At 66.7% G+C, this 23,589-nt stretch carries 27 protein-coding genes; 26 read left to right on the top strand and 1 reads right to left on the bottom strand.

All coding sequences use genetic code 11. The features are described from left to right. Positions 1-59: 59 nt before the first annotated feature. The 8 genes from rpoB (at position 60) to ACH41F_RS32775 (ending at position 13,455) form a co-directional block, all read left to right on the top strand. On the top strand, positions 60-3,545 hold the full coding sequence (gene rpoB / locus ACH41F_RS32810; protein ID WP_391239680.1) for a DNA-directed RNA polymerase subunit beta: 3,486 nt from the start codon (positions 60-62) through the stop codon (positions 3,543-3,545). Between the two features lie 94 nt (positions 3,546-3,639). After that, on the top strand, positions 3,640-7,539 hold the full coding sequence (locus ACH41F_RS32805) for a DNA-directed RNA polymerase subunit beta' (protein WP_391239677.1): 3,900 nt from the start codon (positions 3,640-3,642) through the stop codon (positions 7,537-7,539). Between the two features lie 149 nt (positions 7,540-7,688). After that, a complete protein-coding gene (locus ACH41F_RS32800) occupies positions 7,689-8,231 on the top strand; it encodes a DUF1707 domain-containing protein (protein ID WP_391239674.1) in 543 nt (180 codons plus the stop codon). A 446-nt stretch (positions 8,232-8,677) separates the two neighbouring features. Then, positions 8,678-9,049 carry a 30S ribosomal protein S12 gene (gene rpsL, locus ACH41F_RS32795; protein ID WP_003948652.1) on the top strand — a complete coding sequence of 124 codons (372 nt, stop codon included), beginning with the start codon at positions 8,678-8,680 and terminating at the stop codon, positions 9,047-9,049. Positions 9,050-9,051: 2 nt separating this feature from the next. After that, the gene (gene rpsG / locus ACH41F_RS32790) at positions 9,052-9,522 is read left to right on the top strand and encodes a 30S ribosomal protein S7 (RefSeq protein WP_003998848.1); all 471 of its coding nucleotides are present in this window, start codon (positions 9,052-9,054) and stop codon (positions 9,520-9,522) included. 39 nt (positions 9,523-9,561) lie between these two features. Continuing rightward, positions 9,562-11,688, top strand: a complete 2,127-nt coding sequence (fusA, locus tag ACH41F_RS32785; protein WP_109497757.1) for an elongation factor G — start codon at positions 9,562-9,564, stop codon at positions 11,686-11,688. 170 nt (positions 11,689-11,858) lie between these two features. Further along, a complete protein-coding gene (gene tuf, locus ACH41F_RS32780; RefSeq protein ID WP_079308664.1) occupies positions 11,859-13,052 on the top strand; it encodes an elongation factor Tu in 1,194 nt (397 codons plus the stop codon). Between the two features lie 187 nt (positions 13,053-13,239). After that, the gene (locus ACH41F_RS32775; protein ID WP_391239670.1) at positions 13,240-13,455 is read left to right on the top strand and encodes a hypothetical protein; all 216 of its coding nucleotides are present in this window, start codon (positions 13,240-13,242) and stop codon (positions 13,453-13,455) included. A gap of 13 nt (positions 13,456-13,468) precedes the next feature. Here the strand turns inward: ACH41F_RS32775 and ACH41F_RS32770 are convergent, their stop codons facing one another. Next, the gene (locus ACH41F_RS32770) at positions 13,469-14,431 is read right to left on the bottom strand and encodes a hypothetical protein (RefSeq protein WP_391239667.1); all 963 of its coding nucleotides are present in this window, start codon (positions 14,429-14,431) and stop codon (positions 13,469-13,471) included. A gap of 652 nt (positions 14,432-15,083) precedes the next feature. Here ACH41F_RS32770 and rpsJ point away from each other — a divergent pair. From rpsJ to rplR, 18 genes are all read left to right on the top strand, one after another. After that, positions 15,084-15,392: a 30S ribosomal protein S10 gene (gene rpsJ / locus ACH41F_RS32765; RefSeq protein WP_003948644.1), complete on the top strand. Its 309-nt coding sequence runs from the start codon at positions 15,084-15,086 to the stop codon at positions 15,390-15,392. Positions 15,393-15,409: 17 nt separating this feature from the next. Next, positions 15,410-16,054, top strand: coding sequence for a 50S ribosomal protein L3 (gene rplC / locus ACH41F_RS32760; protein ID WP_398838737.1), 645 nt, complete (start codon positions 15,410-15,412; stop codon positions 16,052-16,054). Between the two features lie 7 nt (positions 16,055-16,061). Continuing rightward, positions 16,062-16,718 (top strand): 50S ribosomal protein L4, encoded by a 657-nt coding sequence (gene rplD, locus ACH41F_RS32755; protein WP_391239663.1) that lies wholly within the window; start codon positions 16,062-16,064, stop codon positions 16,716-16,718. Further along, complete coding sequence (gene rplW / locus ACH41F_RS32750) at positions 16,718-17,137, top strand: 50S ribosomal protein L23 (protein ID WP_097267810.1); 420 nt, start codon at positions 16,718-16,720, stop codon at positions 17,135-17,137. The genes rplD and rplW overlap by 1 nt, the downstream gene beginning before the upstream one ends. A gap of 40 nt (positions 17,138-17,177) precedes the next feature. Then, complete coding sequence (gene rplB, locus ACH41F_RS32745) at positions 17,178-18,014, top strand: 50S ribosomal protein L2 (RefSeq protein ID WP_030046376.1); 837 nt, start codon at positions 17,178-17,180, stop codon at positions 18,012-18,014. Between the two features lie 12 nt (positions 18,015-18,026). Then, positions 18,027-18,308, top strand: a complete 282-nt coding sequence (rpsS, locus tag ACH41F_RS32740; RefSeq protein WP_003992359.1) for a 30S ribosomal protein S19 — start codon at positions 18,027-18,029, stop codon at positions 18,306-18,308. 44 nt (positions 18,309-18,352) lie between these two features. Continuing rightward, positions 18,353-18,700, top strand: coding sequence for a 50S ribosomal protein L22 (gene rplV / locus ACH41F_RS32735; RefSeq protein WP_003974262.1), 348 nt, complete (start codon positions 18,353-18,355; stop codon positions 18,698-18,700). Next, complete coding sequence (gene rpsC, locus ACH41F_RS32730; protein WP_391239659.1) at positions 18,700-19,527, top strand: 30S ribosomal protein S3; 828 nt, start codon at positions 18,700-18,702, stop codon at positions 19,525-19,527. Before rplV ends, rpsC begins: the two co-directional genes overlap by 1 nt. A 5-nt stretch (positions 19,528-19,532) precedes the next feature. Beyond that, a complete protein-coding gene (gene rplP, locus ACH41F_RS32725) occupies positions 19,533-19,952 on the top strand; it encodes a 50S ribosomal protein L16 (RefSeq protein WP_004927269.1) in 420 nt (139 codons plus the stop codon). Further along, on the top strand, positions 19,952-20,176 hold the full coding sequence (gene rpmC / locus ACH41F_RS32720; protein ID WP_005481220.1) for a 50S ribosomal protein L29: 225 nt from the start codon (positions 19,952-19,954) through the stop codon (positions 20,174-20,176). The genes rplP and rpmC overlap by 1 nt, the downstream gene beginning before the upstream one ends. Further along, entirely contained in the window at positions 20,176-20,463 is a 288-nt protein-coding gene (gene rpsQ / locus ACH41F_RS32715; RefSeq protein ID WP_007384073.1) for a 30S ribosomal protein S17, read from the top strand. Before rpmC ends, rpsQ begins: the two co-directional genes overlap by 1 nt. A 98-nt stretch (positions 20,464-20,561) precedes the next feature. After that, positions 20,562-20,930 (top strand): 50S ribosomal protein L14, encoded by a 369-nt coding sequence (rplN, locus tag ACH41F_RS32710; RefSeq protein WP_003998823.1) that lies wholly within the window; start codon positions 20,562-20,564, stop codon positions 20,928-20,930. A 2-nt stretch (positions 20,931-20,932) separates the two neighbouring features. Then, entirely contained in the window at positions 20,933-21,256 is a 324-nt protein-coding gene (rplX, locus tag ACH41F_RS32705) for a 50S ribosomal protein L24 (protein WP_398838734.1), read from the top strand. Continuing rightward, the gene (rplE, locus tag ACH41F_RS32700; protein WP_030619154.1) at positions 21,256-21,813 is read left to right on the top strand and encodes a 50S ribosomal protein L5; all 558 of its coding nucleotides are present in this window, start codon (positions 21,256-21,258) and stop codon (positions 21,811-21,813) included. Before rplX ends, rplE begins: the two co-directional genes overlap by 1 nt. A 5-nt stretch (positions 21,814-21,818) precedes the next feature. Next, positions 21,819-22,004, top strand: a complete 186-nt coding sequence (locus ACH41F_RS32695; RefSeq protein WP_003948630.1) for a type Z 30S ribosomal protein S14 — start codon at positions 21,819-21,821, stop codon at positions 22,002-22,004. 213 nt (positions 22,005-22,217) lie between these two features. Continuing rightward, complete coding sequence (rpsH, locus tag ACH41F_RS32690; protein WP_007384075.1) at positions 22,218-22,616, top strand: 30S ribosomal protein S8; 399 nt, start codon at positions 22,218-22,220, stop codon at positions 22,614-22,616. 24 nt (positions 22,617-22,640) lie between these two features. Beyond that, complete coding sequence (gene rplF / locus ACH41F_RS32685; protein ID WP_391239651.1) at positions 22,641-23,180, top strand: 50S ribosomal protein L6; 540 nt, start codon at positions 22,641-22,643, stop codon at positions 23,178-23,180. A gap of 3 nt (positions 23,181-23,183) precedes the next feature. Further along, entirely contained in the window at positions 23,184-23,567 is a 384-nt protein-coding gene (gene rplR / locus ACH41F_RS32680) for a 50S ribosomal protein L18 (RefSeq protein ID WP_055632352.1), read from the top strand. Positions 23,568-23,589: the final 22 nt, after the last annotated feature.

Below are 23,589 nucleotides of genomic sequence, written 5' to 3'. Positions count from 1 at the left end.
TGCGCGGGAGAGGGACCGGTACGCGCGTAGTGAGTCCGAGCCCTCGGAAGGACCCCCTCTTGGCCGCCTCGCGCAACGCCTCGACCGCGAATACGAACAACGCTGCCAGCACTGCCCCGCTGCGCATCTCTTTTGCAAAGATCAAGGAGCCTCTCGAGGTTCCGAACCTGCTCGCGCTGCAGACCGAGAGCTTTGACTGGCTGCTCGGCAACACCGCTTGGCAGAGTCGGGTCGAGGAGGCTCTGGAATCCGGTCAGGACGTCCCCACCAAGTCCGGTCTGGAGGAGATCTTCGAGGAGATCTCCCCGATCGAGGACTTCTCCGGGTCGATGTCGCTGACGTTCCGGGACCACCGTTTCGAGCCGCCGAAGAACAGCATCGACGAGTGCAAGGACCGTGACTTCACGTACGCGGCCCCGCTCTTCGTGACGGCCGAGTTCACGAACAACGAGACCGGCGAGATCAAGTCCCAGACGGTCTTCATGGGTGATTTCCCGCTCATGACCCACAAGGGCACCTTCGTCATCAACGGCACCGAGCGTGTCGTGGTGTCGCAGCTGGTCCGTTCGCCGGGTGTCTACTTCGACTCCTCCATCGACAAGACGTCCGACAAGGACATCTTCTCGGCCAAGATCATCCCGTCCCGGGGCGCCTGGCTGGAGATGGAGATCGACAAGCGCGACATGGTCGGTGTCCGCATCGACCGCAAGCGCAAGCAGTCCGTGACCGTCCTCCTCAAGGCCCTCGGTTGGACCACCGAGCAGATCCTCGAGGAGTTCGGCGAGTACGAGTCCATGCGCGCCACCCTGGAGAAGGACCACACCCAGGGCCAGGACGACGCGCTGCTCGACATCTACCGCAAGCTGCGTCCGGGCGAGCCCCCCACGCGTGAGGCCGCGCAGACGCTGCTCGAGAACCTCTACTTCAACCCCAAGCGCTACGACCTCGCCAAGGTCGGCCGCTACAAGGTCAACAAGAAGCTGGGCGCGGACGCCCCGCTCGACGCCGGCATCCTGACCGTCGAGGACATCATCTCGACGATCAAGTACCTGGTGAAGCTGCACGCGGGCGAGACCGAGACGGTCGGCGACCGGGGTACGAGCATCGTCGTCGAGACCGACGACATCGACCACTTCGGCAACCGTCGTCTGCGCAGCGTCGGCGAGCTCATCCAGAACCAGGTCCGCACGGGTCTGGCTCGTATGGAGCGCGTCGTCCGTGAGCGCATGACGACCCAGGACGTCGAGGCGATCACGCCGCAGACCCTGATCAACATCCGGCCGGTCGTCGCCTCCATCAAGGAGTTCTTCGGCACCAGCCAGCTGTCGCAGTTCATGGACCAGAACAACCCGCTGTCGGGTCTGACGCACAAGCGTCGTCTCTCGGCGCTGGGTCCCGGTGGTCTGTCCCGTGAGCGGGCCGGCTTCGAGGTCCGTGACGTGCACCCCTCGCACTACGGCCGCATGTGCCCGATCGAGACGCCCGAAGGCCCGAACATCGGTCTGATCGGTTCGCTCGCCTCCTACGGCCGCGTCAACGCGTTCGGTTTCGTGGAGACGCCGTACCGCCGGGTCACCGACGGCGTGGTCACCGACGAGGTCGACTACCTGACGGCCGACGAGGAGGACCGCTTCGTCATCGCGCAGGCCAACGCCCTGCTCGACGACGACCTGCGCTTCACCGAGAACCGCGTCCTGGTCCGCCGTCGTGGCGGCGAGGTCGACTACGTCCCCGGTGACGACGTGGACTACATGGACGTCTCGCCGCGCCAGATGGTGTCGGTCGCGACCGCCATGATCCCGTTCCTCGAGCACGACGACGCCAACCGTGCCCTCATGGGCGCGAACATGATGCGCCAGGCCGTTCCGCTCATCAAGAGCGAGGCCCCGCTCGTCGGCACCGGCATGGAGTACCGCTCCGCGGTCGACGCCGGCGACGTGGTCAAGGCCGAGAAGGACGGTGTGGTCCAGGAGGTCTCCGCGGACTACATCACCACCGCCAACGACGACGGCACGTACATCACGTACCGCCTGGCCAAGTTCGCCCGCTCCAACCAGGGCACCTCGGTCAACCAGAAGGTCATCGTCAACGAGGGCGACCGCATCATCACGGGCCAGGTGCTCGCCGACGGTCCGGCCACCGAGAACGGCGAGATGGCCCTGGGCAAGAACCTGCTCGTGGCGTTCATGCCGTGGGAGGGTCACAACTACGAGGACGCGATCATCCTGTCGCAGCGCCTCGTGCAGGACGACGTCCTCTCCTCGATCCACATCGAGGAGCACGAGGTCGACGCCCGTGACACCAAGCTCGGCCCCGAGGAGATCACCCGGGACATCCCGAACGTCTCCGAGGAGGTCCTCGCCGACCTCGACGAGCGCGGCATCATCCGGATCGGTGCCGAGGTCGTCGCCGGTGACATCCTCGTCGGCAAGGTCACGCCCAAGGGTGAGACCGAGCTGACGCCGGAGGAGCGCCTGCTGCGCGCGATCTTCGGTGAGAAGGCCCGTGAGGTCCGTGACACCTCGCTGAAGGTCCCGCACGGTGAGATCGGCAAGGTCATCGGCGTCCGCGTCTTCGACCGCGAGGAGGGCGACGAGCTTCCCCCCGGTGTGAACCAGCTGGTGCGCGTGTACGTGGCGCAGAAGCGCAAGATCACCGACGGTGACAAGCTCGCCGGCCGTCACGGCAACAAGGGCGTCATCTCGAAGATCCTTCCGATCGAGGACATGCCGTTCCTCGAGGACGGAACTCCGGTCGACATCATCCTCAACCCGCTGGGTGTGCCGTCCCGAATGAACCCGGGACAGGTCCTGGAGATCCACCTCGGCTGGCTCGCCAGCCGCGGCTGGGACGTCTCCGGTCTCGCCGAGGACTGGGCGCAGCGCCTCCAGGCGATCGGCGCCGACTCCGTCGCCCCCGGCACCAACGTCGCGACCCCGGTCTTCGACGGTGCCCGTGAGGACGAGCTCGCGGGTCTGCTGAACCACACCATCCCGAACCGCGACGGCGAGCGCATGGTGCAGCCGACCGGTAAGGCGAGGCTGTTCGACGGCCGCTCCGGTGAGCCGTTCCCGGACCCGATCTCCATCGGGTACATGTACATCCTCAAGCTGCACCACCTGGTCGACGACAAGCTGCACGCGCGCTCGACCGGTCCGTACTCGATGATCACCCAGCAGCCGCTGGGTGGTAAGGCCCAGTTCGGTGGCCAGCGCTTCGGTGAGATGGAGGTGTGGGCGCTGGAGGCATACGGCGCCGCGTACGCCCTCCAGGAGCTGCTGACCATCAAGTCCGACGACGTCACCGGCCGCGTGAAGGTCTACGAGGCCATCGTCAAGGGCGAGAACATCCCCGAGCCCGGCATCCCCGAGTCCTTCAAGGTGCTCATCAAGGAGATGCAGTCCCTGTGCCTCAACGTGGAGGTGCTGTCCTCGGACGGCATGTCCATCGAGATGCGCGACACCGACGAGGACGTCTTCCGCGCTGCGGAGGAGCTTGGCATCGACCTGTCCCGGCGCGAGCCGAGCAGCGTCGAAGAGGTCTGACGGGAGTCCGGCGGCCTTCGCTCAGAAGGCCGCCGGCCCCAGGACCCCCGTATCAGACCCCATGACTTACAACCCTGAGAGGGATTGACGCATAGTGCTCGACGTCAACTTCTTCGACGAGCTCCGGATCGGTCTGGCCACCGCTGACGACATCCGTCAGTGGAGCCACGGCGAGGTCAAGAAGCCCGAGACGATCAACTACCGCACGCTCAAGCCCGAAAAGGACGGACTCTTCTGCGAGAAGATCTTCGGTCCGACCCGGGACTGGGAGTGCTACTGCGGCAAGTACAAGCGCGTCCGCTTCAAGGGCATCATCTGTGAGCGCTGTGGCGTCGAGGTCACGCGCGCCAAGGTGCGCCGTGAGCGGATGGGCCACATCGAGCTCGCCGCGCCCGTCACGCACATCTGGTACTTCAAGGGCGTTCCGTCGCGGCTGGGCTACCTGCTCGACCTCGCCCCGAAGGACCTCGAGAAGGTCATCTACTTCGCCGCGTACATGATCACGTACGTCGACGACGAGCGCCGTACTCGTGACCTGCCCTCGCTGGAGGCGCACGTCTCCGTCGAGCGTCAGCAGATCGAGAACCGCCGCGACTCCGACCTGGAGGCCCGCGCCAAGAAGCTCGAGACCGACCTGGCCGAGCTGGAGGCCGAGGGCGCCAAGGCCGACGTGCGCCGCAAGGTGCGCGAAGGTGCCGAGCGGGAGATGAAGCAGCTGCGTGACCGTGCGCAGCGCGAGATCGACCGTCTCGACGAGGTGTGGACCCGCTTCAAGAACCTCAAGGTCCAGGACCTGGAGGGCGACGAGCTGCTCTACCGCGAGCTGCGGGACCGCTTCGGCACGTACTTCGACGGTTCGATGGGTGCCGCGGCGCTGCAGAAGCGCCTGGAGTCCTTCGACCTCGACGAGGAGGCCGAGCGCCTCCGCGAGATCATCCGCACCGGCAAGGGCCAGAAGAAGACCCGTGCGCTGAAGCGGCTGAAGGTCGTGTCTGCCTTCCTGCAGACCTCCAACAGCCCCAAGGGCATGGTCCTCGACTGCGTCCCGGTCATCCCGCCGGACCTTCGCCCGATGGTGCAACTGGACGGTGGCCGCTTCGCGACCTCCGACCTGAACGACCTGTACCGCCGTGTGATCAACCGGAACAACCGCCTGAAGCGCCTTCTCGACCTCGGTGCGCCCGAGATCATCGTGAACAACGAGAAGCGCATGCTCCAGGAGGCCGTGGACGCCCTCTTCGACAACGGTCGTCGTGGTCGCCCGGTCACCGGTCCCGGCAACCGCCCGCTGAAGTCCCTCAGCGACATGCTGAAGGGCAAGCAGGGTCGTTTCCGTCAGAACCTGCTCGGCAAGCGTGTGGACTACTCCGCGCGTTCCGTGATCGTCGTCGGTCCGCAGCTGAAGCTGCACCAGTGCGGTCTGCCGAAGGCGATGGCGCTGGAGCTGTTCAAGCCGTTCGTGATGAAGCGCCTGGTGGACCTGAACCACGCGCAGAACATCAAGAGCGCCAAGCGCATGGTGGAGCGCGGCCGCACGGTCGTGTACGACGTCCTCGAAGAGGTCATCGCCGAGCACCCGGTGCTGCTGAACCGTGCTCCCACCCTGCACCGCCTCGGCATCCAGGCCTTCGAGCCGCAGCTGGTCGAGGGCAAGGCCATCCAGATCCACCCGCTCGTCTGCACCGCGTTCAACGCGGACTTCGACGGTGACCAGATGGCCGTGCACCTGCCGCTGTCCGCGGAGGCGCAGGCCGAGGCCCGCATCCTGATGCTGTCCTCGAACAACATCCTCAAGCCCGCCGACGGCCGTCCGGTGACGATGCCGACCCAGGACATGGTCCTCGGTCTGTTCTTCCTCACCACCGACGGCGAGCTGCGTGACACCAAGGGCGAGGGCCGCGCGTTCGGCTCCACGGCCGAGGCGATCATGGCGTTCGACGCGGGCGAGCTGGCGCTCCAGTCGCCGATCGACATCCGCTTCCCGGTGGGCACCATCCCGCCGCGTGGCTGGACGCCGCCGGTGCGCGAGGAGGGCGAGCCGGAGTGGCAGAACGGTGACTCGTTCCGTCTGCGGACCACCCTGGGCCGCGCGCTCTTCAACGAGCTGCTGCCCGAGGACTACCCGTTCGTCGACTACTCGGTGGGCAAGAAGCAGCTCTCCGAGATCGTCAACGACCTCGCCGAGCGCTACCCCAAGGTCATCGTGGCGGCGACGCTCGACAACCTGAAGGCGGCCGGCTTCTACTGGGCGACCCGTTCCGGTGTCACCGTCGCCATCTCCGACGTCGTCGTTCCCGAGGCGAAGAAGGAGATCGTCCGCGGCTACGAGGCGCAGGACGAGAAGGTCCAGAAGCAGTACGAGCGCGGTCTGATCACCAAGGAAGAGCGCACTCAGGAGCTCATCGCGATCTGGACCAAGGCGACCAACGAGGTCGCCGAGGCGATGAACGAGAACTTCCCCAAGACGAACCCCATCTTCATGATGGTTGACTCGGGTGCCCGAGGAAACATGATGCAGATGCGGCAGATCGCCGGTATGCGTGGTCTGGTGTCGAACGCCAAGAACGAGACCATCCCGCGTCCCATCAAGGCGTCCTTCCGTGAGGGCCTGTCCGTGCTGGAGTACTTCATCTCCACGCACGGTGCCCGTAAGGGTCTGGCGGACACCGCCCTGCGTACCGCCGACTCGGGTTACCTGACCCGTCGTCTGGTGGACGTCTCGCAGGACGTCATCATCCGCGAGGAGGACTGTGGCACCGAGCGCGGTCTGAAGCTGCGGATCGCCTCGAAGAACGCCGCCGGTGTCCTGGTCAAGGCGGACGACGTCGAGACCAGCGTCTACGCCCGCATGCTCGCCGAGGACGTCGTCATCGACGGCAAGGTGATCGCGCCGGCCAACGTGGACCTCGGTGACGTGCTCATCGACCAGCTCGTGCACCACGGTGTCGAGGAGGTCAAGACCCGCTCGATCCTGACCTGTGAGTCCCAGGTCGGCACCTGCGCCATGTGCTACGGCCGCTCGCTGGCCACCGGCAAGCTGGTCGACATCGGTGAGGCGGTCGGCATCATCGCCGCCCAGTCCATCGGTGAGCCCGGTACCCAGCTGACGATGCGTACCTTCCACACCGGTGGTGTGGCCGGTGACGACATCACCCAGGGTCTGCCGCGTGTCGTCGAGCTCTTCGAGGCCCGTACCCCGAAGGGTGTCGCCCCGATCTCCGAGGCCTCCGGCCGCGTCCGGATCGAGGAGACCGAGAAGACCAAGAAGATCGTCGTCACCCCGGACGACGGCAGCGACGAGACGGCGTACCCGATCTCGAAGCGTGCCCGACTCCTGGTCAGCGAGGGCGAGCACGTCGAGGTGGGCCAGAAGCTCACCGTGGGTGCCACCAACCCGCACGACGTGCTGCGCATCCTGGGTCAGCGTGCCGTCCAGGTCCACCTGGTCGGCGAGGTCCAGAAGGTCTACAACTCGCAGGGTGTGTCGATCCACGACAAGCACATCGAGATCATCATCCGGCAGATGCTGCGCCGCGTGACGATCATCGAGTCGGGCGACGCCGAGCTGCTGCCCGGCGAGCTGGTCGAGCGCTCGAAGTTCGAGGTCGAGAACCGTCGTGTGGTCCAGGAAGGCGGTCACCCCGCCTCCGGTCGTCCGCAGCTGATGGGTATCACCAAGGCCTCGCTGGCGACGGAGTCCTGGCTGTCGGCCGCCTCCTTCCAGGAGACGACCCGAGTGCTGACGGACGCGGCGATCAACGCCAAGTCCGACAGCCTCATCGGCCTCAAGGAGAACGTCATCATCGGTAAGCTCATCCCGGCCGGTACGGGTCTGTCCCGCTACCGCAACATCCGGGTCGAGCCGACCGAGGAGGCCAAGGCCGCGATGTACTCGGCCGTCGGCTACGACGACATCGACTACTCGCCGTTCGGCACGGGCTCCGGCCAGGCCGTTCCGCTGGAGGACTACGACTACGGTCCGTACAACCAGTAAGAGTCGGCCGGTTGGTCGTTTCTGAAGGGCGGTCGCCTCGTTTCCACGAGGTGGCCGCCCTTCGGCGTTCCCGGTGGTGACGCGGTCTGTGCCGGAAATGCCGGTTCGGCGCATCATGGAGGGAGCTCGGGGGGTAGGGGAGGTACGCCGTGTCGAATCCTTCGTGGCAGCCCTGGCAGGGGGCGCCGCAGCCCTGGCAGCCGCACGCCGTGCCGTCGTCGGGCATGCTCGCCTCCCACGCCGACCGGGAACGCGCCGTGGACGTGCTCAGAGCGGGGTACGGGGAGGGGCGCCTGGAGAAGGCGGAGTTCGACCGGCGGGTGGCCCGTGCCTACGCCGCCCGGACCGTCGGGGAGCTGGCGCTGCTGGTCGGGGATCTGCCGCAGGGGCCGCTGGCGCAACCGCTCATGGCACAGCCGGTCATCGCGCAGCCGTTCATGGCGGTGCCGCGGCCGCGGACCAACGGCAAGGCCGTGGGGGCCGCCCTGTGCGGGGTGCTGTGCCTGCCGAGCTTCGGGCTCACCGGGGTCCCGGCGGTCGTGCTCGGGCAGGCGGCGCGCTCGGAAATCCAGCGCACCGGGGAGGCCGGCGACGCGCTGGCGCTGCTCGGGCTGGTCCTGGGGTGGATGTCGGTCGCGGCCTGGACGGTGTTCCTGACCCTGCTGCTCGCGGTGGCCATCGGGGGCGGCTGAACGGGCCTCCTGGCGCGGCAGGACCGTGCGTGGCGGGAAGTCCAGGGAGCGGCCGAGGGCCAGCCACATCCCCCGAATCCCCTTGCGGGCCCCGCTGTGAAGACGGGTCGACGTACGGAAAGCCCAAGATCGCGGGGGCCGGAAGAGCGCGATTCGGACGGCGGCGGGCTCGGGACCCCTTGACAGGGGAACGTCCGGCGTGTCGGAGGCCACTCCATTTGTTTTGACCGAAGTCCGTGAGGTAGGTACGCTCAGACCTTGTGCCTGGGGTGTGCCCTGGCTCTCGTGCGTGTCCATCAACCGCACGGCGAGCCTGATTCGGCCACCGAAATCTGCGCCCTTCTCGCCTTCGGGTGGAAGTCCTGCGGGTTCGACACACCCGACCGCGTGGGTCGGAGATGTTCCAGGTTAGCTTCACCATTCGGCACACAGAAACCGGAGAAGTAGTGCCTACGATCCAGCAGCTGGTCCGGAAGGGCCGGCAGGACAAGGTCGAGAAGAACAAGACGCCCGCACTCGAGGGTTCGCCCCAGCGTCGCGGCGTCTGCACGCGTGTGTTCACGACCACCCCGAAGAAGCCGAACTCGGCCCTGCGTAAGGTCGCGCGTGTGCGTCTGACCAGCGGGATCGAGGTCACCGCTTACATTCCGGGTGAGGGACACAACCTGCAGGAGCACTCCATCGTGCTCGTGCGTGGTGGCCGTGTGAAGGACCTGCCGGGTGTTCGCTACAAGATCATCCGCGGTTCCCTCGACACCCAGGGTGTCAAGAACCGCAAGCAGGCCCGCAGCCGCTACGGCGCCAAGAAGGAGAAGTAAGAATGCCTCGTAAGGGCCCCGCCCCGAAGCGCCCGGTCATCATCGACCCGGTCTACGGTTCTCCTCTGGTGACCTCCCTCATCAACAAGGTGCTGCTGAACGGCAAGCGCTCCACCGCCGAGCGCATCGTCTACGGCGCCATGGAGGGCCTGCGCGAGAAGACCGGCAACGACCCGGTCATCACGCTGAAGCGCGCTCTCGAGAACATCAAGCCGACCCTCGAGGTCAAGTCCCGCCGTGTCGGTGGTGCCACCTACCAGGTGCCGGTCGAGGTCAAGCCCGGCCGCGCCAACACCCTGGCGCTGCGCTGGCTCGTCGGTTACTCCCGCGCCCGTCGCGAGAAGACCATGACCGAGCGTCTGCTCAACGAGCTTCTCGACGCCTCGAACGGCCTCGGTGCGGCCGTGAAGAAGCGCGAGGACACGCACAAGATGGCCGAGTCCAACAAGGCCTTCGCGCACTACCGCTGGTAGTCGCAGACCCCATCGAGACCGAGAGAAGACTGAAGCCTTATGGCTACCACTTCGCTTGACCTGGCCAGGGTCCGCAACATCGGGATCATGGCCCACATCGACGCGGGCAAGACGACCACCACCGAGCGGATCCTGTTCTACACCGGCGTTTCGTACAAGATCGGTGAGGTCCACGACGGCGCCGCCACCATGGACTGGATGGAGCAGGAGCAGGAGCGTGGCATCACGATCACCTCTGCTGCCACCACCTGTCACTGGCCGCTTGAGGGCGTCGACCACACCATCAACATCATCGACACGCCGGGTCACGTCGACTTCACCGTCGAGGTGGAGCGTTCGCTCCGCGTGCTCGACGGTGCCGTGACGGTGTTCGACGGCGTCGCCGGTGTGGAGCCGCAGTCCGAGACGGTGTGGCGTCAGGCCGACCGTTACGGCGTGCCGCGCATCTGCTTCGTCAACAAGCTGGACCGTACCGGCGCCGAGTTCCACCGCTGCGTGGACATGATCTCGGACCGCCTGGGCGCCCAGCCGCTCGTCATGCAGCTGCCGATCGGCGCCGAGGCCGACTTCAAGGGTGTCGTCGACCTCGTCACCATGAAGGCGCTCGTCTGGTCCGCCGAGGCCGCCAAGGGCGAGATGTACGACGTCGTCGACATCCCGGCCACGCACACCGAGGCTGCCGAGGAGTACCGCGGCAAGCTCATCGAGGCCGTCGCCGAGAACGACGAAGAGATCATGGAGCTGTACCTGGAGGGCGAGGAGCCTTCCGTGGAGCAGCTGTACGCCGCGATCCGTCGCATCACCATCGCGTCCGGCAAGTCCAAGGACACCACGGTCACCCCGGTGTTCTGTGGCACCGCGTTCAAGAACAAGGGCGTCCAGCCCCTGCTCGACGCGGTCGTGCGCTACCTCCCGACCCCGCTTGACGTCGAGGCCATCGAGGGCCACGACGTGAAGGACCCCGAGGTCGTGATCAAGCGCAAGCCGTCCGACGAGGAGCCGCTGTCGGCGCTCGCGTTCAAGATCATGAGCGACCCGCACCTCGGCAAGCTCACCTTCGTCCGGATCTACTCCGGTCGCCTGGAGTCCGGCACCGCCGTGCTGAACTCCGTCAAGGGCAAGAAGGAGCGCATCGGCAAGATCTACCGCATGCACGCGAACAAGCGTGAGGAGATCGAGTCGGTGGGCGCCGGCGACATCGTCGCCGTCATGGGCCTCAAGCAGACCACCACCGGTGAGACGCTGAGCGACGACAAGCAGCCGGTGATCCTGGAGTCCATGGACTTCCCGGCGCCGGTCATCCAGGTCGCCATCGAGCCCAAGTCGAAGGGCGACCAGGAGAAGCTGGGCGTCGCGATCCAGCGCCTGGCCGAGGAGGACCCGTCGTTCCAGGTCCACTCGGACGAGGAGACGGGCCAGACCATCATCGGTGGTATGGGCGAGCTGCACCTCGAGGTGCTGGTCGACCGTATGCGCCGTGAGTTCAAGGTCGAGGCCAACGTCGGTAAGCCGCAGGTCGCGTACCGTGAGACGATCCGCAAGGCCGTCGAGCGCGTGGACTACACCCACAAGAAGCAGACCGGTGGTACCGGTCAGTTCGCCAAGGTGCAGATCGCGATCGAGCCGATCGAGGGCGGCGACGCCTCGTACGAGTTCGTGAACAAGGTGACCGGTGGCCGTATCCCGAAGGAGTACATCCCTTCGGTGGACGCCGGTGCGCAGGAGGCCATGCAGTTCGGCATCCTCGCCGGGTACGAGATGACGGGCGTCCGCGTCACGCTTCTCGACGGTGCCTACCACGAGGTCGACTCCTCCGAGCTCGCGTTCAAGATCGCCGGATCGCAGGCCTTCAAGGAGGCCGCGCGCAAGGCGTCCCCCGTGCTGCTCGAGCCGATGATGGCCGTCGAGGTCACCACGCCCGAGGACTACATGGGTGAGGTCATCGGCGACATCAACTCCCGCCGTGGTCAGATCCAGGCCATGGAGGAGCGGGCCGGTGCCCGCGTCGTGAAGGGCCTCGTGCCCCTCTCGGAGATGTTCGGCTACGTCGGAGACCTCCGCAGCAAGACGTCGGGTCGCGCAAGCTACTCGATGCAGTTCGACTCCTACGCCGAGGTTCCGCGGAACGTCGCCGAGGAGATCATCGCGAAGGCCAAGGGCGAGTAGCGCACCTGCGTTCCACGCACCGCGTTCACACGCCTTAGGCTTGACCCCGGAGCCTCACGGGTCGTTCCTCCACCATCGTGGCGAAACGGCCCGGGGCCCGGGATTTGACAGCAAAGATCACCTGGCGCCGATGAAGCAGGCGTACCAGAACCACTCCCAGGAGGACCCCCGTGGCGAAGGCGAAGTTCGAGCGGACTAAGCCGCACGTCAACATCGGCACCATCGGTCACATCGACCACGGTAAGACGACCCTCACGGCCGCCATTACCAAGGTGCTGCACGACGCGTTCCCGGACCTGAACGAGGCCTCGGCGTTCGACCAGATCGACAAGGCGCCCGAGGAGCGCCAGCGCGGTATCACCATCTCGATCGCGCACGTCGAGTACCAGACGGAGACCCGTCACTACGCCCACGTCGACTGCCCCGGTCACGCGGACTACATCAAGAACATGATCACGGGTGCGGCGCAGATGGACGGCGCCATCCTCGTGGTCGCCGCCACCGACGGCCCGATGCCGCAGACCAAGGAGCACGTGCTCCTGGCCCGCCAGGTCGGCGTTCCGTACATCGTCGTCGCCCTGAACAAGGCCGACATGGTGGACGACGAGGAGATCCTGGAGCTCGTCGAGCTCGAGGTCCGCGAGCTGCTCTCCGAGTACGAGTTCCCGGGCGACGACCTGCCGGTCGTCAAGGTTTCCGCTCTGAAGGCCCTTGAGGGCGACAAGGAGTGGGGCCAGACCGTCCTCGACCTGATGAAGGCCGTCGACGAGTCGATCCCGGAGCCCGAGCGCGACGTCGACAAGCCGTTCCTGATGCCGATCGAGGACGTCTTCACGATCACCGGTCGTGGCACCGTCGTCACCGGTCGTATCGAGCGTGGTGTCCTCAAGGTCAACGAGACCGTCGACATCATCGGCATCAAGACCGAGAAGACCACCACCACGGTCACCGGCATCGAGATGTTCCGCAAGCTGCTCGACGAGGGTCAGGCCGGTGAGAACGTCGGTCTGCTCCTCCGTGGCATCAAGCGCGAGGACGTCGAGCGCGGCCAGGTCATCATCAAGCCCGGTTCGGTCACGCCGCACACCGAGTTCGAGGCCCAGGCCTACATCCTGTCCAAGGACGAGGGCGGCCGCCACACGCCGTTCTTCAACAACTACCGTCCGCAGTTCTACTTCCGTACGACGGACGTGACCGGCGTCGTGACCCTCCCCGAGGGCACCGAGATGGTCATGCCGGGTGACAACACCGAGATGAAGGTGGAGCTCATCCAGCCCGTCGCCATGGAAGAGGGCCTGAAGTTCGCCATCCGTGAGGGTGGCCGGACCGTGGGCGCCGGCCAGGTCACCAAGATCACGAAGTGATCTTGGCCCGACAGGGCTGACCGGTAGGTCTCTTCGAAGGGGCCCGTACGACTTCGGTCGTGCGGGCCCTTTCGCCTGCGTGCGGCGGGCCAGGGGGCCGCGGGATCGAGTCGGGCACTAGGCGCGGTGCGTACCGTACATGTCGCTCATGGCCGGGACGCGTTCGCGCACGGGGAGGACTCGCCTGATGATGCTGACGATCGATGTGGCGGTGCTGCTGGCCGTCGTCATCGGCCTGCGACTGCGTCGCACGGTGCACGCCCGGAGCCGGTCCGACCAGGGCGTGACGGTCGCGCTCGCACTGGTCTTCGGGCTGCTGATCGCCCCGACATCACTCGGTCGGGGGATCCTTGACGTGGTCGGTCAACTCGCGCAGGGCGTCTCCGAGACCGGGAGCCCCTGAGTCGGCGGCCGGGTCACTGGACGTTCCGCAGGTGCGGGTGGTCGTACGACACCGTGCAGACGTAGAGCTGGAGGGCGTGGTCCCGGCCGATGGCGAGGTGGGTGGGGGTGGCCGGCCCGGTGTCCTCGTACGGCCGCCAGCTGCGGCTGCCGCCGTCGTACTCGTAGCCGTCGATGGTGAGCAGCGGGCGTACGGCCGCGCCGCACTCGGGGCAGGCCATGGGGAAGGGGTCGGTGGAGCTCCAGGGGGCGTGGCCGCCGACCTTGCAGCCGGGGGCGACGGCGAGGTCGTACTGGTAGACCGCGCCCTCGCTCTCCGCCCAGTCCTCGACCCGGTCGGCGAGGTCCTCGGGGAGTTCGTGCGGGGCCGGGAACTCGGTCACGGGCTCCGGGTGCAGGACGCAGGGCTCGGGCAGGAAGCGGTCCCTGCCGACGACGGACGGCTCGGGGGCCGCCGCCGGGGCGGTGACCTCCGCGGAGGCCCGCCAGCGCAGCTCGGTGCGGGGCACGTGGTCCTCGTGGGCGAAGGGGCACCACAGCAGCTGGAGGAGGTCGGTGCCGTCCGGCCGGGGCAGCTCGGGGATGTCGCGGGCGTAGAGCTGGGCGACCGGGATCAGCGGGACGGGGCCGTCCTGGGGGACCTGCCGCTCCTCCGAGGCCTGGTCGTACAGCTCCCGCTCCCGGGGGCTCAGGAAGTCGGCGCCTGCGGCCCGGGGGCGGCTCCAGGCCTCGGCGAGGATACGGCGGCGCAGGCGCACGTCGTCGGGGGAGTACCCGAGGTGCGTGGGGGCGTCGTGCTGCGCACAGGTGGGCCAGGGCTCGTCCGCCGGCCACCACAGGGGCCCGCCGATGGAACTGTCGGCCGGGGTGGGATCGCCGGGCGTGGGGTGCAGCCGTACGGCTGTGCGGGCCAGCGGCGCCAGCTCGGGGAAGCGGGTGGCGACGTCCAGCGGGCGGGGTGGGGTGGTGCGGGGCATGGGGGTGAGGGTACGGGGTGAACGACCGCTCGGAGTCCGGGAGTTGCGGCCGCTGACGGACTGCGGGCGCGAGGGTGACGGGAGGCCCGCGGTGCGCCGGAGAGTCGGGTGGTCGCGAGCTTGCGTCACCCGGTCTCCCGGCCCTGGTGAGGGTGCCGTCGGACGGGGCCGGGGGTGTCCTGGGGCGGGCCGGGCGCGGTGATCCGCCCTCCCGGGGTGCGTGCGCCGCGCGGCCGATGGTTTGACGTTCGTCACCCTCGGGGTATTCTCTCCGGCTCGATTGGCGGAGGTGCTGCCCCATATGGCAGACTGTCCGAGTTGCTCGGTCGAGTGTTGATGCTGCGCGCCTCCCGCCGGGAGGACCGGAAGCGAGTCCCACAGTACTCGTCGCCCTAACTGCCACACGGCAGCGCTGGGGCGGACGTACGGGAATCTTTCGGGAAGCAAGGTGCGGCACAGACCAGGCACCCGGTGGGCCTTCCGCCCCCGGTCCCGCGGTTCGCAAGGGCCGTGTTCCCCGGCAAGGGATGTTCGAACAAGGGGCATCTGTGTCAGCGGGAGCGCGACACGCCCGACCTCGGGGGTCGGAGGACGGGAACCAGGAACACCGGGTTCCAGAGCGTTAAACGAGACAAAGGACTACTGAGTAGCCATGGCGGGACAGAAGATCCGCATCCGGCTCAAGGCCTACGACCACGAGGTCATCGACAGCTCGGCGAAGAAGATCGTCGAGACGGTGACGCGTACTGGTGCGTCGGTCGCGGGCCCGGTGCCGCTGCCCACTGAGAAGAACGTGTACTGCGTCATCAAGTCGCCGCACAAGTACAAGGACTCGCGCGAGCACTTCGAGATGCGCACGCACAAGCGCCTGATCGACATCCTCGACCCGACGCCCAAGACCGTTGACTCTCTGATGCGACTCGACCTCCCGGCCGGTGTCGACATCGAGATCAAGCTCTAAGGGTCGGTGATCTGAGAATGGCTAAGCAGATCAAGGGCATCCTGGGCGAGAAGCTCGGCATGACGCAGGTGTGGGACGAGAACAACCGTGTTGTTCCGGTCACCGTCGTCAAGGCCGGCCCGAACGTCGTCACCCAGGTCCGCACGAACGATGTCGACGGCTACGAGTCGGTCCAGATCGCCTTCGGCGAGATCGACCCGCGCAAGGTGAACAAGCCCCTCAAGGGTCACTTCGCCAAGGCCGACGTCACCCCCCGCCGTCACCTCGTCGAGATCCGCACCGCGGATGCCTCCGAGTACACCCTCGGCCAGGAGATCTCCGCCGAGGTCTTCGAGGCGGGCGTGAAGGTCGACGTCACCGGCATGAGCAAGGGCAAGGGCTTCGCCGGTGTCATGAAGCGTCACAACTTCAAGGGCCTCGGCGCCGGTCACGGCACCCAGCGCAAGCACCGCTCTCCCGGCTCCATCGGTGGCTGCGCCACCCCGGGCCGTGTGTTCAAGGGCCTCCGCATGGCGGGTCGCATGGGCAACGAGCGCGTCACCACCCAGAACCTGACCGTCCACGCCGTTGACGCGGAGAAGGGTCTGCTGCTCATCAAGGGCGCGGTTCCCGGTCCGAACGGCGGCCTCGTCCTGGTCCGCACCGCGGCCAAGGGGGCCTGAGGTACCGATGAGCACTGTTGACATCCTTTCGCCTGCCGGCGAGAAGACCGGAAGCGTCGAACTCCCCGCGGAGATCTTCGGCGTGGAGAAGGTCAGCATCCCGCTGATCCACCAGGTCGTCGTCGCGCAGAACGCGGCTGCCCGTCAGGGCACCCACAAGACCAAGACCCGCGGCGAGGTTCGTGGTGGCGGTAAGAAGCCTTACCGTCAGAAGGGCACCGGCCGTGCGCGCCAGGGCTCTACCCGTGCCCCGCAGTTCGCCGGTGGTGGCGTCGTGCACGGTCCCGTGCCGCGTGACTACTCGCAGCGGACCCCGAAGAAGATGAAGGCTGCCGCGCTGCGTCACGCCCTCACCGACCGGGCCCGCAACAACCGCATCCACGTCGTCACCGGCGTGATCGAGGGCGAGGCTCCTTCCACGAAGGCCGCTCGCACGCTGCTCGGCAAGATCTCGGAGCGCAAGAACCTGCTCCTGGTCGTCGAGCGCGCCGACGAGGCCGCGTGGCTGTCCGCCCGCAACCTGCCCCAGGTCCACATCCTGGAGCCGGGCCAGCTGAACACGTACGACGTGATCGTCTCGGACGACGTGGTCTTCACCCAGGCCGCTCTCGAGTCCTTCGTCGCCGGCCCGAAGGCCAACGACACCGAAGGGACTGAGGTCTGATGGCCATCCGTCACCCCTCTATCGCCTCCAAGGCGGCCAAGGCCGCCAAGGCCGCGCGCGTCGCCAAGGCGCGTCGTCACGCCGCCGAGGGCAAGAACACCGTCGAGACGCCGCTCAGCAAGTCGTACACGGACCCCCGTGACGTGCTGCTGAAGCCGGTCGTGTCGGAGAAGAGCTACGCGCTCCTCGACGAGAACAAGTACACGTTCATCGTCGACCCCAACGCCAACAAGACCCAGATCAAGCAGGCCGTCCAGGCGGTCTTCTCGGTCAAGGTCACCGGGGTCAACACGATCAACCGCCAGGGCAAGCGCAAGCGGACCCGCACCGGTTTCGGCCAGCGTGCCGGCACCAAGCGCGCGATCGTGACCCTTGCTGAGGGCGACCGTATCGACATCTTCGGCGGTCCGACCGCCTAAGGGCGGTCTGGATCGTCCGATATCGGACGAGGACTGAGAAATGGGAATCCGCAAGTACAAGCCGACTACGCCGGGCCGTCGTGGCTCCAGCGTCGCCGACTTCGTCGAGGTCACGCGGTCCACGCCGGAGAAGTCGCTGGTTCGCCCCCTGCACAGCAAGGGCGGCCGTAACAATTCCGGTCGTGTGACCGTTCGCCACCAGGGTGGCGGACACAAGCGCGCCTACCGAGTGATCGACTTCCGTCGTCACGACAAGGACGGCGTGCCGGCGAAGGTCGCGCACATCGAGTACGACCCCAACCGCACCGCGCGCATCGCGCTGCTGCACTACGCGGACGGCGAGAAGCGCTACATCCTCGCCCCGCGCAACCTGCAGCAGGGTGACCGCGTCGAGAACGGTCCCGGGGCCGACATCAAGCCGGGCAACAACCTGGCGCTCCGCAACATCCCGGTCGGTACCACGATCCACGCGATCGAGCTCCGTCCCGGTGGCGGCGCCAAGTTCGCCCGCTCCGCCGGTGCCTCCGTGCAGCTGCTCGCGAAGGAGGGCCAGATGGCCCACCTCCGTATGCCTTCCGGTGAGATCCGCCTGGTCGACGTGCGCTGCCGCGCCACCGTCGGCGAGGTCGGCAACGCCGAGCAGAGCAACATCAACTGGGGCAAGGCCGGCCGTAAGCGCTGGCTGGGCGTTCGCCCGACCGTCCGTGGTGTCGCGATGAACCCGGTCGACCACCCGCACGGTGGTGGTGAGGGCAAGACCTCCGGTGGTCGCCACCCGGTCTCCCCGTGGGGTCAGAAGGAGGGTCGTACTCGTTCGCCGAAGAAGGCTTCGAACAAGTACATCGTCCGCCGCCGCAAGACGAACAAGAAGCGCTAGGAGCGGGTTTAGATGCCGCGTAGTCTCAAGAAGGGGCCCTTCGTCGACGACCACCTGATCAAGAAGGTGGACGCCCAGAACGAAGCAGGCACCAAGAACGTCATCAAGACCTGGTCCCGTCGCTCGATGATCGTGCCGGCCATGCTCGGCCACACGCTCGCGGTGCACAACGGCAAGACCCACATCCCGGTGTTCGTCACCGAGTCGATGGTCGGCCACAAGCTCGGCGAGTTCTCGCCGACGCGCACCTTCCGGGGTCACGTCAAGGACGACCGGAAGTCGAAGCGCCGCTAACCGCGGATCGCATTCAGACACGTAAGTAACTGAGAGGGACAACCATGGAAGCCAGGGCCCAGGCGCGGTACATCCGCGTTACGCCCATGAAGGCCCGCCGCGTGGTGGACCTTATCCGTGGCATGGATGCCACGGAGGCTCAGGCTGTTCTGCGATTCGCTCCGCAGGCAGCCTCAGTGCCCGTCGGCAAGGTGCTGGACAGCGCCATCGCCAACGCCGCGCACAACTACGACCACACCGACGCCGACAGCCTCTTCATCTCCGAGGCGTACGTCGACGAGGGCCCGACCCTGAAGCGGTTCCGGCCGCGCGCCCAGGGCCGTGCCTACCGGATCCGCAAGCGGACCAGCCACATCACCGTGGTCGTCAGCAGCAAGGAAGGAACCCGGTAATGGGCCAGAAGGTTAACCCGCATGGGTTCCGGCTCGGTGTCACCACGGACTTCAAGTCCCGGTGGTACGCCGACAAGCTGTACAAGGACTACGTCAAGGAAGACGTCGCCATCCGTCGGATGATGACGTCCGGCATGGAGCGCGCCGGTATCTCGAAGGTGGAGATCGAGCGCACCCGTGACCGTGTGCGTGTGGACATCCACACCGCGCGTCCCGGCATCGTCATCGGCCGCCGTGGCGCCGAGGCCGACCGCATCCGCGGTGACCTCGAGAAGCTCACGGGCAAGCAGGTCCAGCTGAACATCCTCGAGGTCAAGAACCCCGAGACGGACGCTCAGCTGGTTGCTCAGGCCGTTGCCGAGCAGCTCTCCTCCCGTGTCTCCTTCCGTCGCGCCATGCGTAAGAGCATGCAGTCGGCGATGAAGGCGGGCGCCAAGGGCATCAAGATCCAGTGCGGTGGCCGCCTCGGTGGCGCCGAGATGTCCCGCTCGGAGTTCTACCGCGAGGGCCGCGTGCCCCTGCACACGCTCCGCGCGAACGTGGACTACGGCTTCTTCGAGGCCAAGACGACCTTCGGCCGTATCGGTGTGAAGGTCTGGATCTACAAGGGCGACGTCAAGAACATCGCCGAGGTCCGCGCCGAGAACGCTGCCGCCCGTGCGGGCAACCGCCCGGCTCGCGGTGGCGGCAACGACCGCCCGGCCCGTGGTGGCCGCGGTGGCGAGCGGCGCGGTCGTAAGCCGCAGCAGGCTGCCGGCGCCGAGGCCCCCAAGGCCGAGGCTCCCGCTGCCGCCGCTCCGGCTGAGAGCACCGGAACGGAGGCCTGACCGACATGCTGATCCCCCGTAGGGTCAAGCACCGCAAGCAGCACCACCCGAAGCGCCGTGGTCAGGCCAAGGGCGGTACGACGGTCGCGTTCGGCGAGTACGGCATCCAGGCCCTCACGCCGGCGTACGTGACCAACCGCCAGATCGAGGCGGCCCGTATCGCGATGACCCGCCACATCAAGCGTGGCGGCAAGGTCTGGATCAACATCTACCCGGACCGCCCGCTCACGAAGAAGCCTGCCGAGACCCGCATGGGTTCCGGTAAGGGTTCGCCGGAGTGGTGGATCGCGAACGTGCACCCGGGCCGGGTCATGTTCGAGCTGTCCTACCCCAACGAGAAGATCGCCCGTGAGGCGCTTACTCGCGCAGCCCACAAGCTGCCGATGAAGTGCCGGATCGTCAAGCGCGAGGCAGGTGAAGCGTGATGTCGGCCGGTACCAAGGCGTCCGAGCTGCGCGAACTGGGTGACGAGGAGCTGCTGAACAAGCTCCGCGAAGCCAAGGAAGAGCTGTTCAACCTCCGCTTCCAGGCGGCGACGGGTCAGCTCGAGAACCACGGTCGGCTCAAGGCCGTCCGTAAGGACATCGCGCGGATCTACACCCTGATGCGTGAGCGCGAGCTGGGCATCGAGACGGTGGAGAGCGCCTGATGAGTGAGAGCAACGTGACTGAGCAGACTGCAGAGGCCCGCGGCTTCCGCAAGACCCGTGAGGGTCTCGTCGTCAGCGACAAGATGGACAAGACCGTCGTCGTCGCCGTCGAGGACCGCGTCAAGCACGCGCTGTACGGCAAGGTCATCCGCCGTACCAACAAGCTCAAGGCGCACGACGAGCAGAACGCTGCCGGCGTCGGCGACCGGGTCCTCCTCGCGGAGACCCGCCCGCTGTCGGCGACCAAGCGCTGGCGCGTCGTCGAGATCCTCGAGAAGGCCAAGTAATTCCTGCGGGCAAACTCGCAGGTCAGTTCCGCCAGGCTCGGCAGGGGCGCTCGTACTGAGGCCCCTGCCGGGAACCGGCAGACAAACAGGAGATAGACGTGATCCAGCAGGAGTCGCGACTGCGTGTCGCCGACAACACTGGTGCGAAGGAAATCCTTTGCATCCGTGTGCTCGGTGGCTCCGGTCGCCGCTACGCGGGCATCGGTGACGTCATCGTCGCCACCGTCAAGGACGCGATCCCCGGTGGCAACGTGAAGAAGGGTGACGTCGTCAAGGCGGTCATCGTTCGCACCGTCAAGGAGCGCCGCCGTCCGGACGGCTCGTACATCCGCTTCGACGAGAACGCCGCCGTCATTCTGAAGAACGACGGCGACCCTCGCGGCACCCGTATCTTCGGCCCCGTCGGCCGTGAGCTGCGCGAGAAGAAGTTCATGAAGATCATCTCGCTCGCGCCGGAGGTGCTGTAAGCATGAAGATCAAGAAGGGCGACCTGGTCCAGGTCATCACCGGTAAGGACAAGGGCAAGCGGGGCAAGGTCATCGCGGCCTTCCCCCGCGAGGACCGCGTCCTGGTCGAGGGTGTCAACCGGGTCAAGAAGCACACCAAGGCCGGCCCGACCGCTCGCGGTTCGCAGGCCGGTGGCATCGTCACGACCGAGGCGCCGATCCACGTCTCCAACGTCCAGCTGGTCGTTGAGAAGGACGGCAACAAGGTCGTCACGCGTGTCGGTTACCGCTTCGACGACGAGGGCAACAAGATCCGCGTTGCCAAGCGGACGGGTGAGGACATCTGATGGCTACCACCACCACTCCGCGTCTCAAGACGAAGTACCGCGAGGAGATCGCGGGCAAGCTGCGTGAGGAGTTCTCCTACGAGAACGTCATGCAGATCCCCGGCCTCGTCAAGATCGTGGTCAACATGGGTGTGGGCGACGCCGCCCGCGACTCCAAGCTGATCGACGGCGCGATTCGCGACCTCACCACGATCACCGGTCAGAAGCCGGCCGTCACCAAGGCCCGTAAGTCCATCGCGCAGTTCAAGCTGCGTGAGGGCCAGCCGATCGGTGCCCACGTCACGCTTCGTGGCGACCGCATGTGGGAGTTCCTGGACCGCACCCTGTCGCTCGCGCTGCCGCGCATCCGCGACTTCCGTGGTCTGTCCCCCAAGCAGTTCGACGGCCGTGGCAACTACACCTTCGGTCTCACCGAGCAGGTCATGTTCCACGAGATCGACCAGGACAAGATCGACCGTACCCGGGGCATGGACATCACCGTGGTGACCACGGCGACCAACGACGCTGAGGGCCGCGCGCTCCTTCGTCACCTCGGCTTCCCCTTCAAGGAGGCGTGAGCGAGATGGCGAAGAAGGCTCTGATTGCCAAGGCTGCTCGCAAGCCCAAGTTCGGTGTACGCGGCTACACGCGCTGCCAGCGCTGCGGCCGTCCGCACTCCGTGTACCGCAAGTTCGGCCTGTGCCGCGTGTGCCTTCGTGAGATGGCTCACCGTGGCGAGCTGCCGGGCGTGACCAAGAGCTCCTGGTAATCCCGCCTTTTAGGGATTCCCGAAGCTCTCGGTAAGCAATGGGCGTGTCAGGCGCCCTCCCTTCCATGGCTTAGGCTTGGAGGGTTGGGCGCCTGACGGTCGCCCGTACGACTTACTACGCCGTAGGTCCACCGCACCGCACCCGCCTCGTCTCGGATCGAGGAGAGGGATGGGCACCTGGAAACCCCGGCGAGAGAGGCCGAAGGCCAATTCATGACCATGACTGATCCGATCGCAGACATGCTTACGCGTCTGCGGAACGCGAACTCGGCGTACCACGACTCTGTGACGATGCCGGCGTCCAAGATCAAGTCTCACATCGCGGAGATCCTCCAGCAGGAGGGCTTCATCACGGGCTGGAAGGTCGAGGACGCCGAGGTCGGCAAGAACCTCGTTCTCGAGCTGAAGTTCGGCCCGAACCGTGAGCGCTCCATCGCGGGCATCAAGCGGATCTCCAAGCCCGGTCTCCGGGTTTACGCGAAGTCCACCAACCTGCCCAAGGTCCTCGGCGGCCTCGGCGTGGCGATCATCTCCACGTCGCACGGTCTCCTGACCGACAAGCAGGCCGGCAAGAAGGGCGTGGGTGGGGAAGTCCTCGCCTACGTCTGGTAGCGGAAGGGAACGGAGGAAACAGCTATGTCGCGTATTGGCAAGCTCCCCATCACGGTTCCCGCCGGCGTGGACGTCACCATCGACGGCCGTACGGTCTCGGTCAAGGGCCCCAAGGGCTCGCTGACCCACACCGTCGTGGCGCCGATCGACATCGCCAAGGGTGAGGACGGCGTTCTCAACGTCACCCGCCCCAACGACGAGCGTCAGAACAAGGCCCTGCACGGCCTGTCCCGCACGCTGGTGGCGAACATGATCACCGGCGTGACCGAGGGTTACGTGAAGAAGCTCGAGATCAGCGGTGTCGGTTACCGCGTGACGGCCAAGGGTTCGAACCTCGAGTTCGCTCTCGGCTACAGCCACCCGATCACCGTCGAGGCGCCCGAGGGCATCACCTTCAAGGTGGAGACCCCGACCCGCTTCCAGGTCGAGGGCATCGACAAGCAGAAGGTCGGCGAGGTTGCGGCCAACATCCGCAAGCTGCGCAAGCCCGACCCGTACAAGGCCAAGGGCGTCAAGTACGAGGGCGAAGTCATCCGCCGCAAGGTCGGAAAGGCGGGTAAGTAAGCCATGGCATACGGACAGAAGATCCTGAAGGGCGACGCCTACAAGCGCGCCGCGATCAAGCGCCGTCACATCCGGATCCGCAAGCGGATCTCCGGTACGGCGGAGCGTCCCCGTCTGGTCGTTACCCGCTCCAACCGCCACATCGTGGCCCAGGTGATCGACGACATCAAGGGTCACACCCTGGCGTCGGCGTCCACCCTGGACACGTCGGTCCGCGGTGGCGAGGGCGACAAGTCCGCGCAGGCCAAGCAGGTCGGCGCCCTGGTCGCCGAGCGCGCCAAGGCTGCCGGTGTCGAGGCCGTCGTATTCGACCGTGGTGGCAACCAGTACGCCGGGCGCATCGCTGCCCTGGCGGACGCCGCCCGCGAAGCCGGGCTCAAGTTCTGAGCCGCTCGTAGCTAGCGGAAAG

Source organism: Streptomyces sp. NPDC020489, from assembly GCF_044386545.1.
GTDB lineage: Bacteria > Actinomycetota > Actinomycetes > Streptomycetales > Streptomycetaceae > Streptomyces.
The sequence above is the reverse complement of the archived record's forward strand: the minus strand, read 5'-3'. Positions and strand labels throughout refer to the sequence as shown.

Coding starts and splice junctions, on each gene's coding strand:
- rplE (WP_030619154.1), top strand. CDS start 21,256: ATGGCTACCACCACCACTCCGCGTCTCAAGACGAAGTACCGCGAGGAG.
- rpsJ (WP_003948644.1), top strand. CDS start 15,084: ATGGCGGGACAGAAGATCCGCATCCGGCTCAAGGCCTACGACCACGAG.
- rplV (WP_003974262.1), top strand. CDS start 18,353: ATGGAAGCCAGGGCCCAGGCGCGGTACATCCGCGTTACGCCCATGAAG.
- rpsG (WP_003998848.1), top strand. CDS start 9,052: ATGCCTCGTAAGGGCCCCGCCCCGAAGCGCCCGGTCATCATCGACCCG.
- ACH41F_RS32695 (WP_003948630.1), top strand. CDS start 21,819: ATGGCGAAGAAGGCTCTGATTGCCAAGGCTGCTCGCAAGCCCAAGTTC.
- rplF (WP_391239651.1), top strand. CDS start 22,641: ATGTCGCGTATTGGCAAGCTCCCCATCACGGTTCCCGCCGGCGTGGAC.
- rpsH (WP_007384075.1), top strand. CDS start 22,218: ATGACCATGACTGATCCGATCGCAGACATGCTTACGCGTCTGCGGAAC.
- rplP (WP_004927269.1), top strand. CDS start 19,533: ATGCTGATCCCCCGTAGGGTCAAGCACCGCAAGCAGCACCACCCGAAG.
- ACH41F_RS32775 (WP_391239670.1), top strand. CDS start 13,240: ATGATGCTGACGATCGATGTGGCGGTGCTGCTGGCCGTCGTCATCGGC.
- rplX (WP_398838734.1), top strand. CDS start 20,933: ATGAAGATCAAGAAGGGCGACCTGGTCCAGGTCATCACCGGTAAGGAC.
- rplR (WP_055632352.1), top strand. CDS start 23,184: ATGGCATACGGACAGAAGATCCTGAAGGGCGACGCCTACAAGCGCGCC.
- rpsC (WP_391239659.1), top strand. CDS start 18,700: ATGGGCCAGAAGGTTAACCCGCATGGGTTCCGGCTCGGTGTCACCACG.
- rpsS (WP_003992359.1), top strand. CDS start 18,027: ATGCCGCGTAGTCTCAAGAAGGGGCCCTTCGTCGACGACCACCTGATC.
- rplB (WP_030046376.1), top strand. CDS start 17,178: ATGGGAATCCGCAAGTACAAGCCGACTACGCCGGGCCGTCGTGGCTCC.
- rplD (WP_391239663.1), top strand. CDS start 16,062: ATGAGCACTGTTGACATCCTTTCGCCTGCCGGCGAGAAGACCGGAAGC.
- fusA (WP_109497757.1), top strand. CDS start 9,562: ATGGCTACCACTTCGCTTGACCTGGCCAGGGTCCGCAACATCGGGATC.
- rplC (WP_398838737.1), top strand. CDS start 15,410: ATGGCTAAGCAGATCAAGGGCATCCTGGGCGAGAAGCTCGGCATGACG.
- ACH41F_RS32770 (WP_391239667.1), bottom strand. CDS start 14,431: ATGCCCCGCACCACCCCACCCCGCCCGCTGGACGTCGCCACCCGCTTC.
- rplW (WP_097267810.1), top strand. CDS start 16,718: ATGGCCATCCGTCACCCCTCTATCGCCTCCAAGGCGGCCAAGGCCGCC.
- rpmC (WP_005481220.1), top strand. CDS start 19,952: ATGTCGGCCGGTACCAAGGCGTCCGAGCTGCGCGAACTGGGTGACGAG.
- rpsQ (WP_007384073.1), top strand. CDS start 20,176: ATGAGTGAGAGCAACGTGACTGAGCAGACTGCAGAGGCCCGCGGCTTC.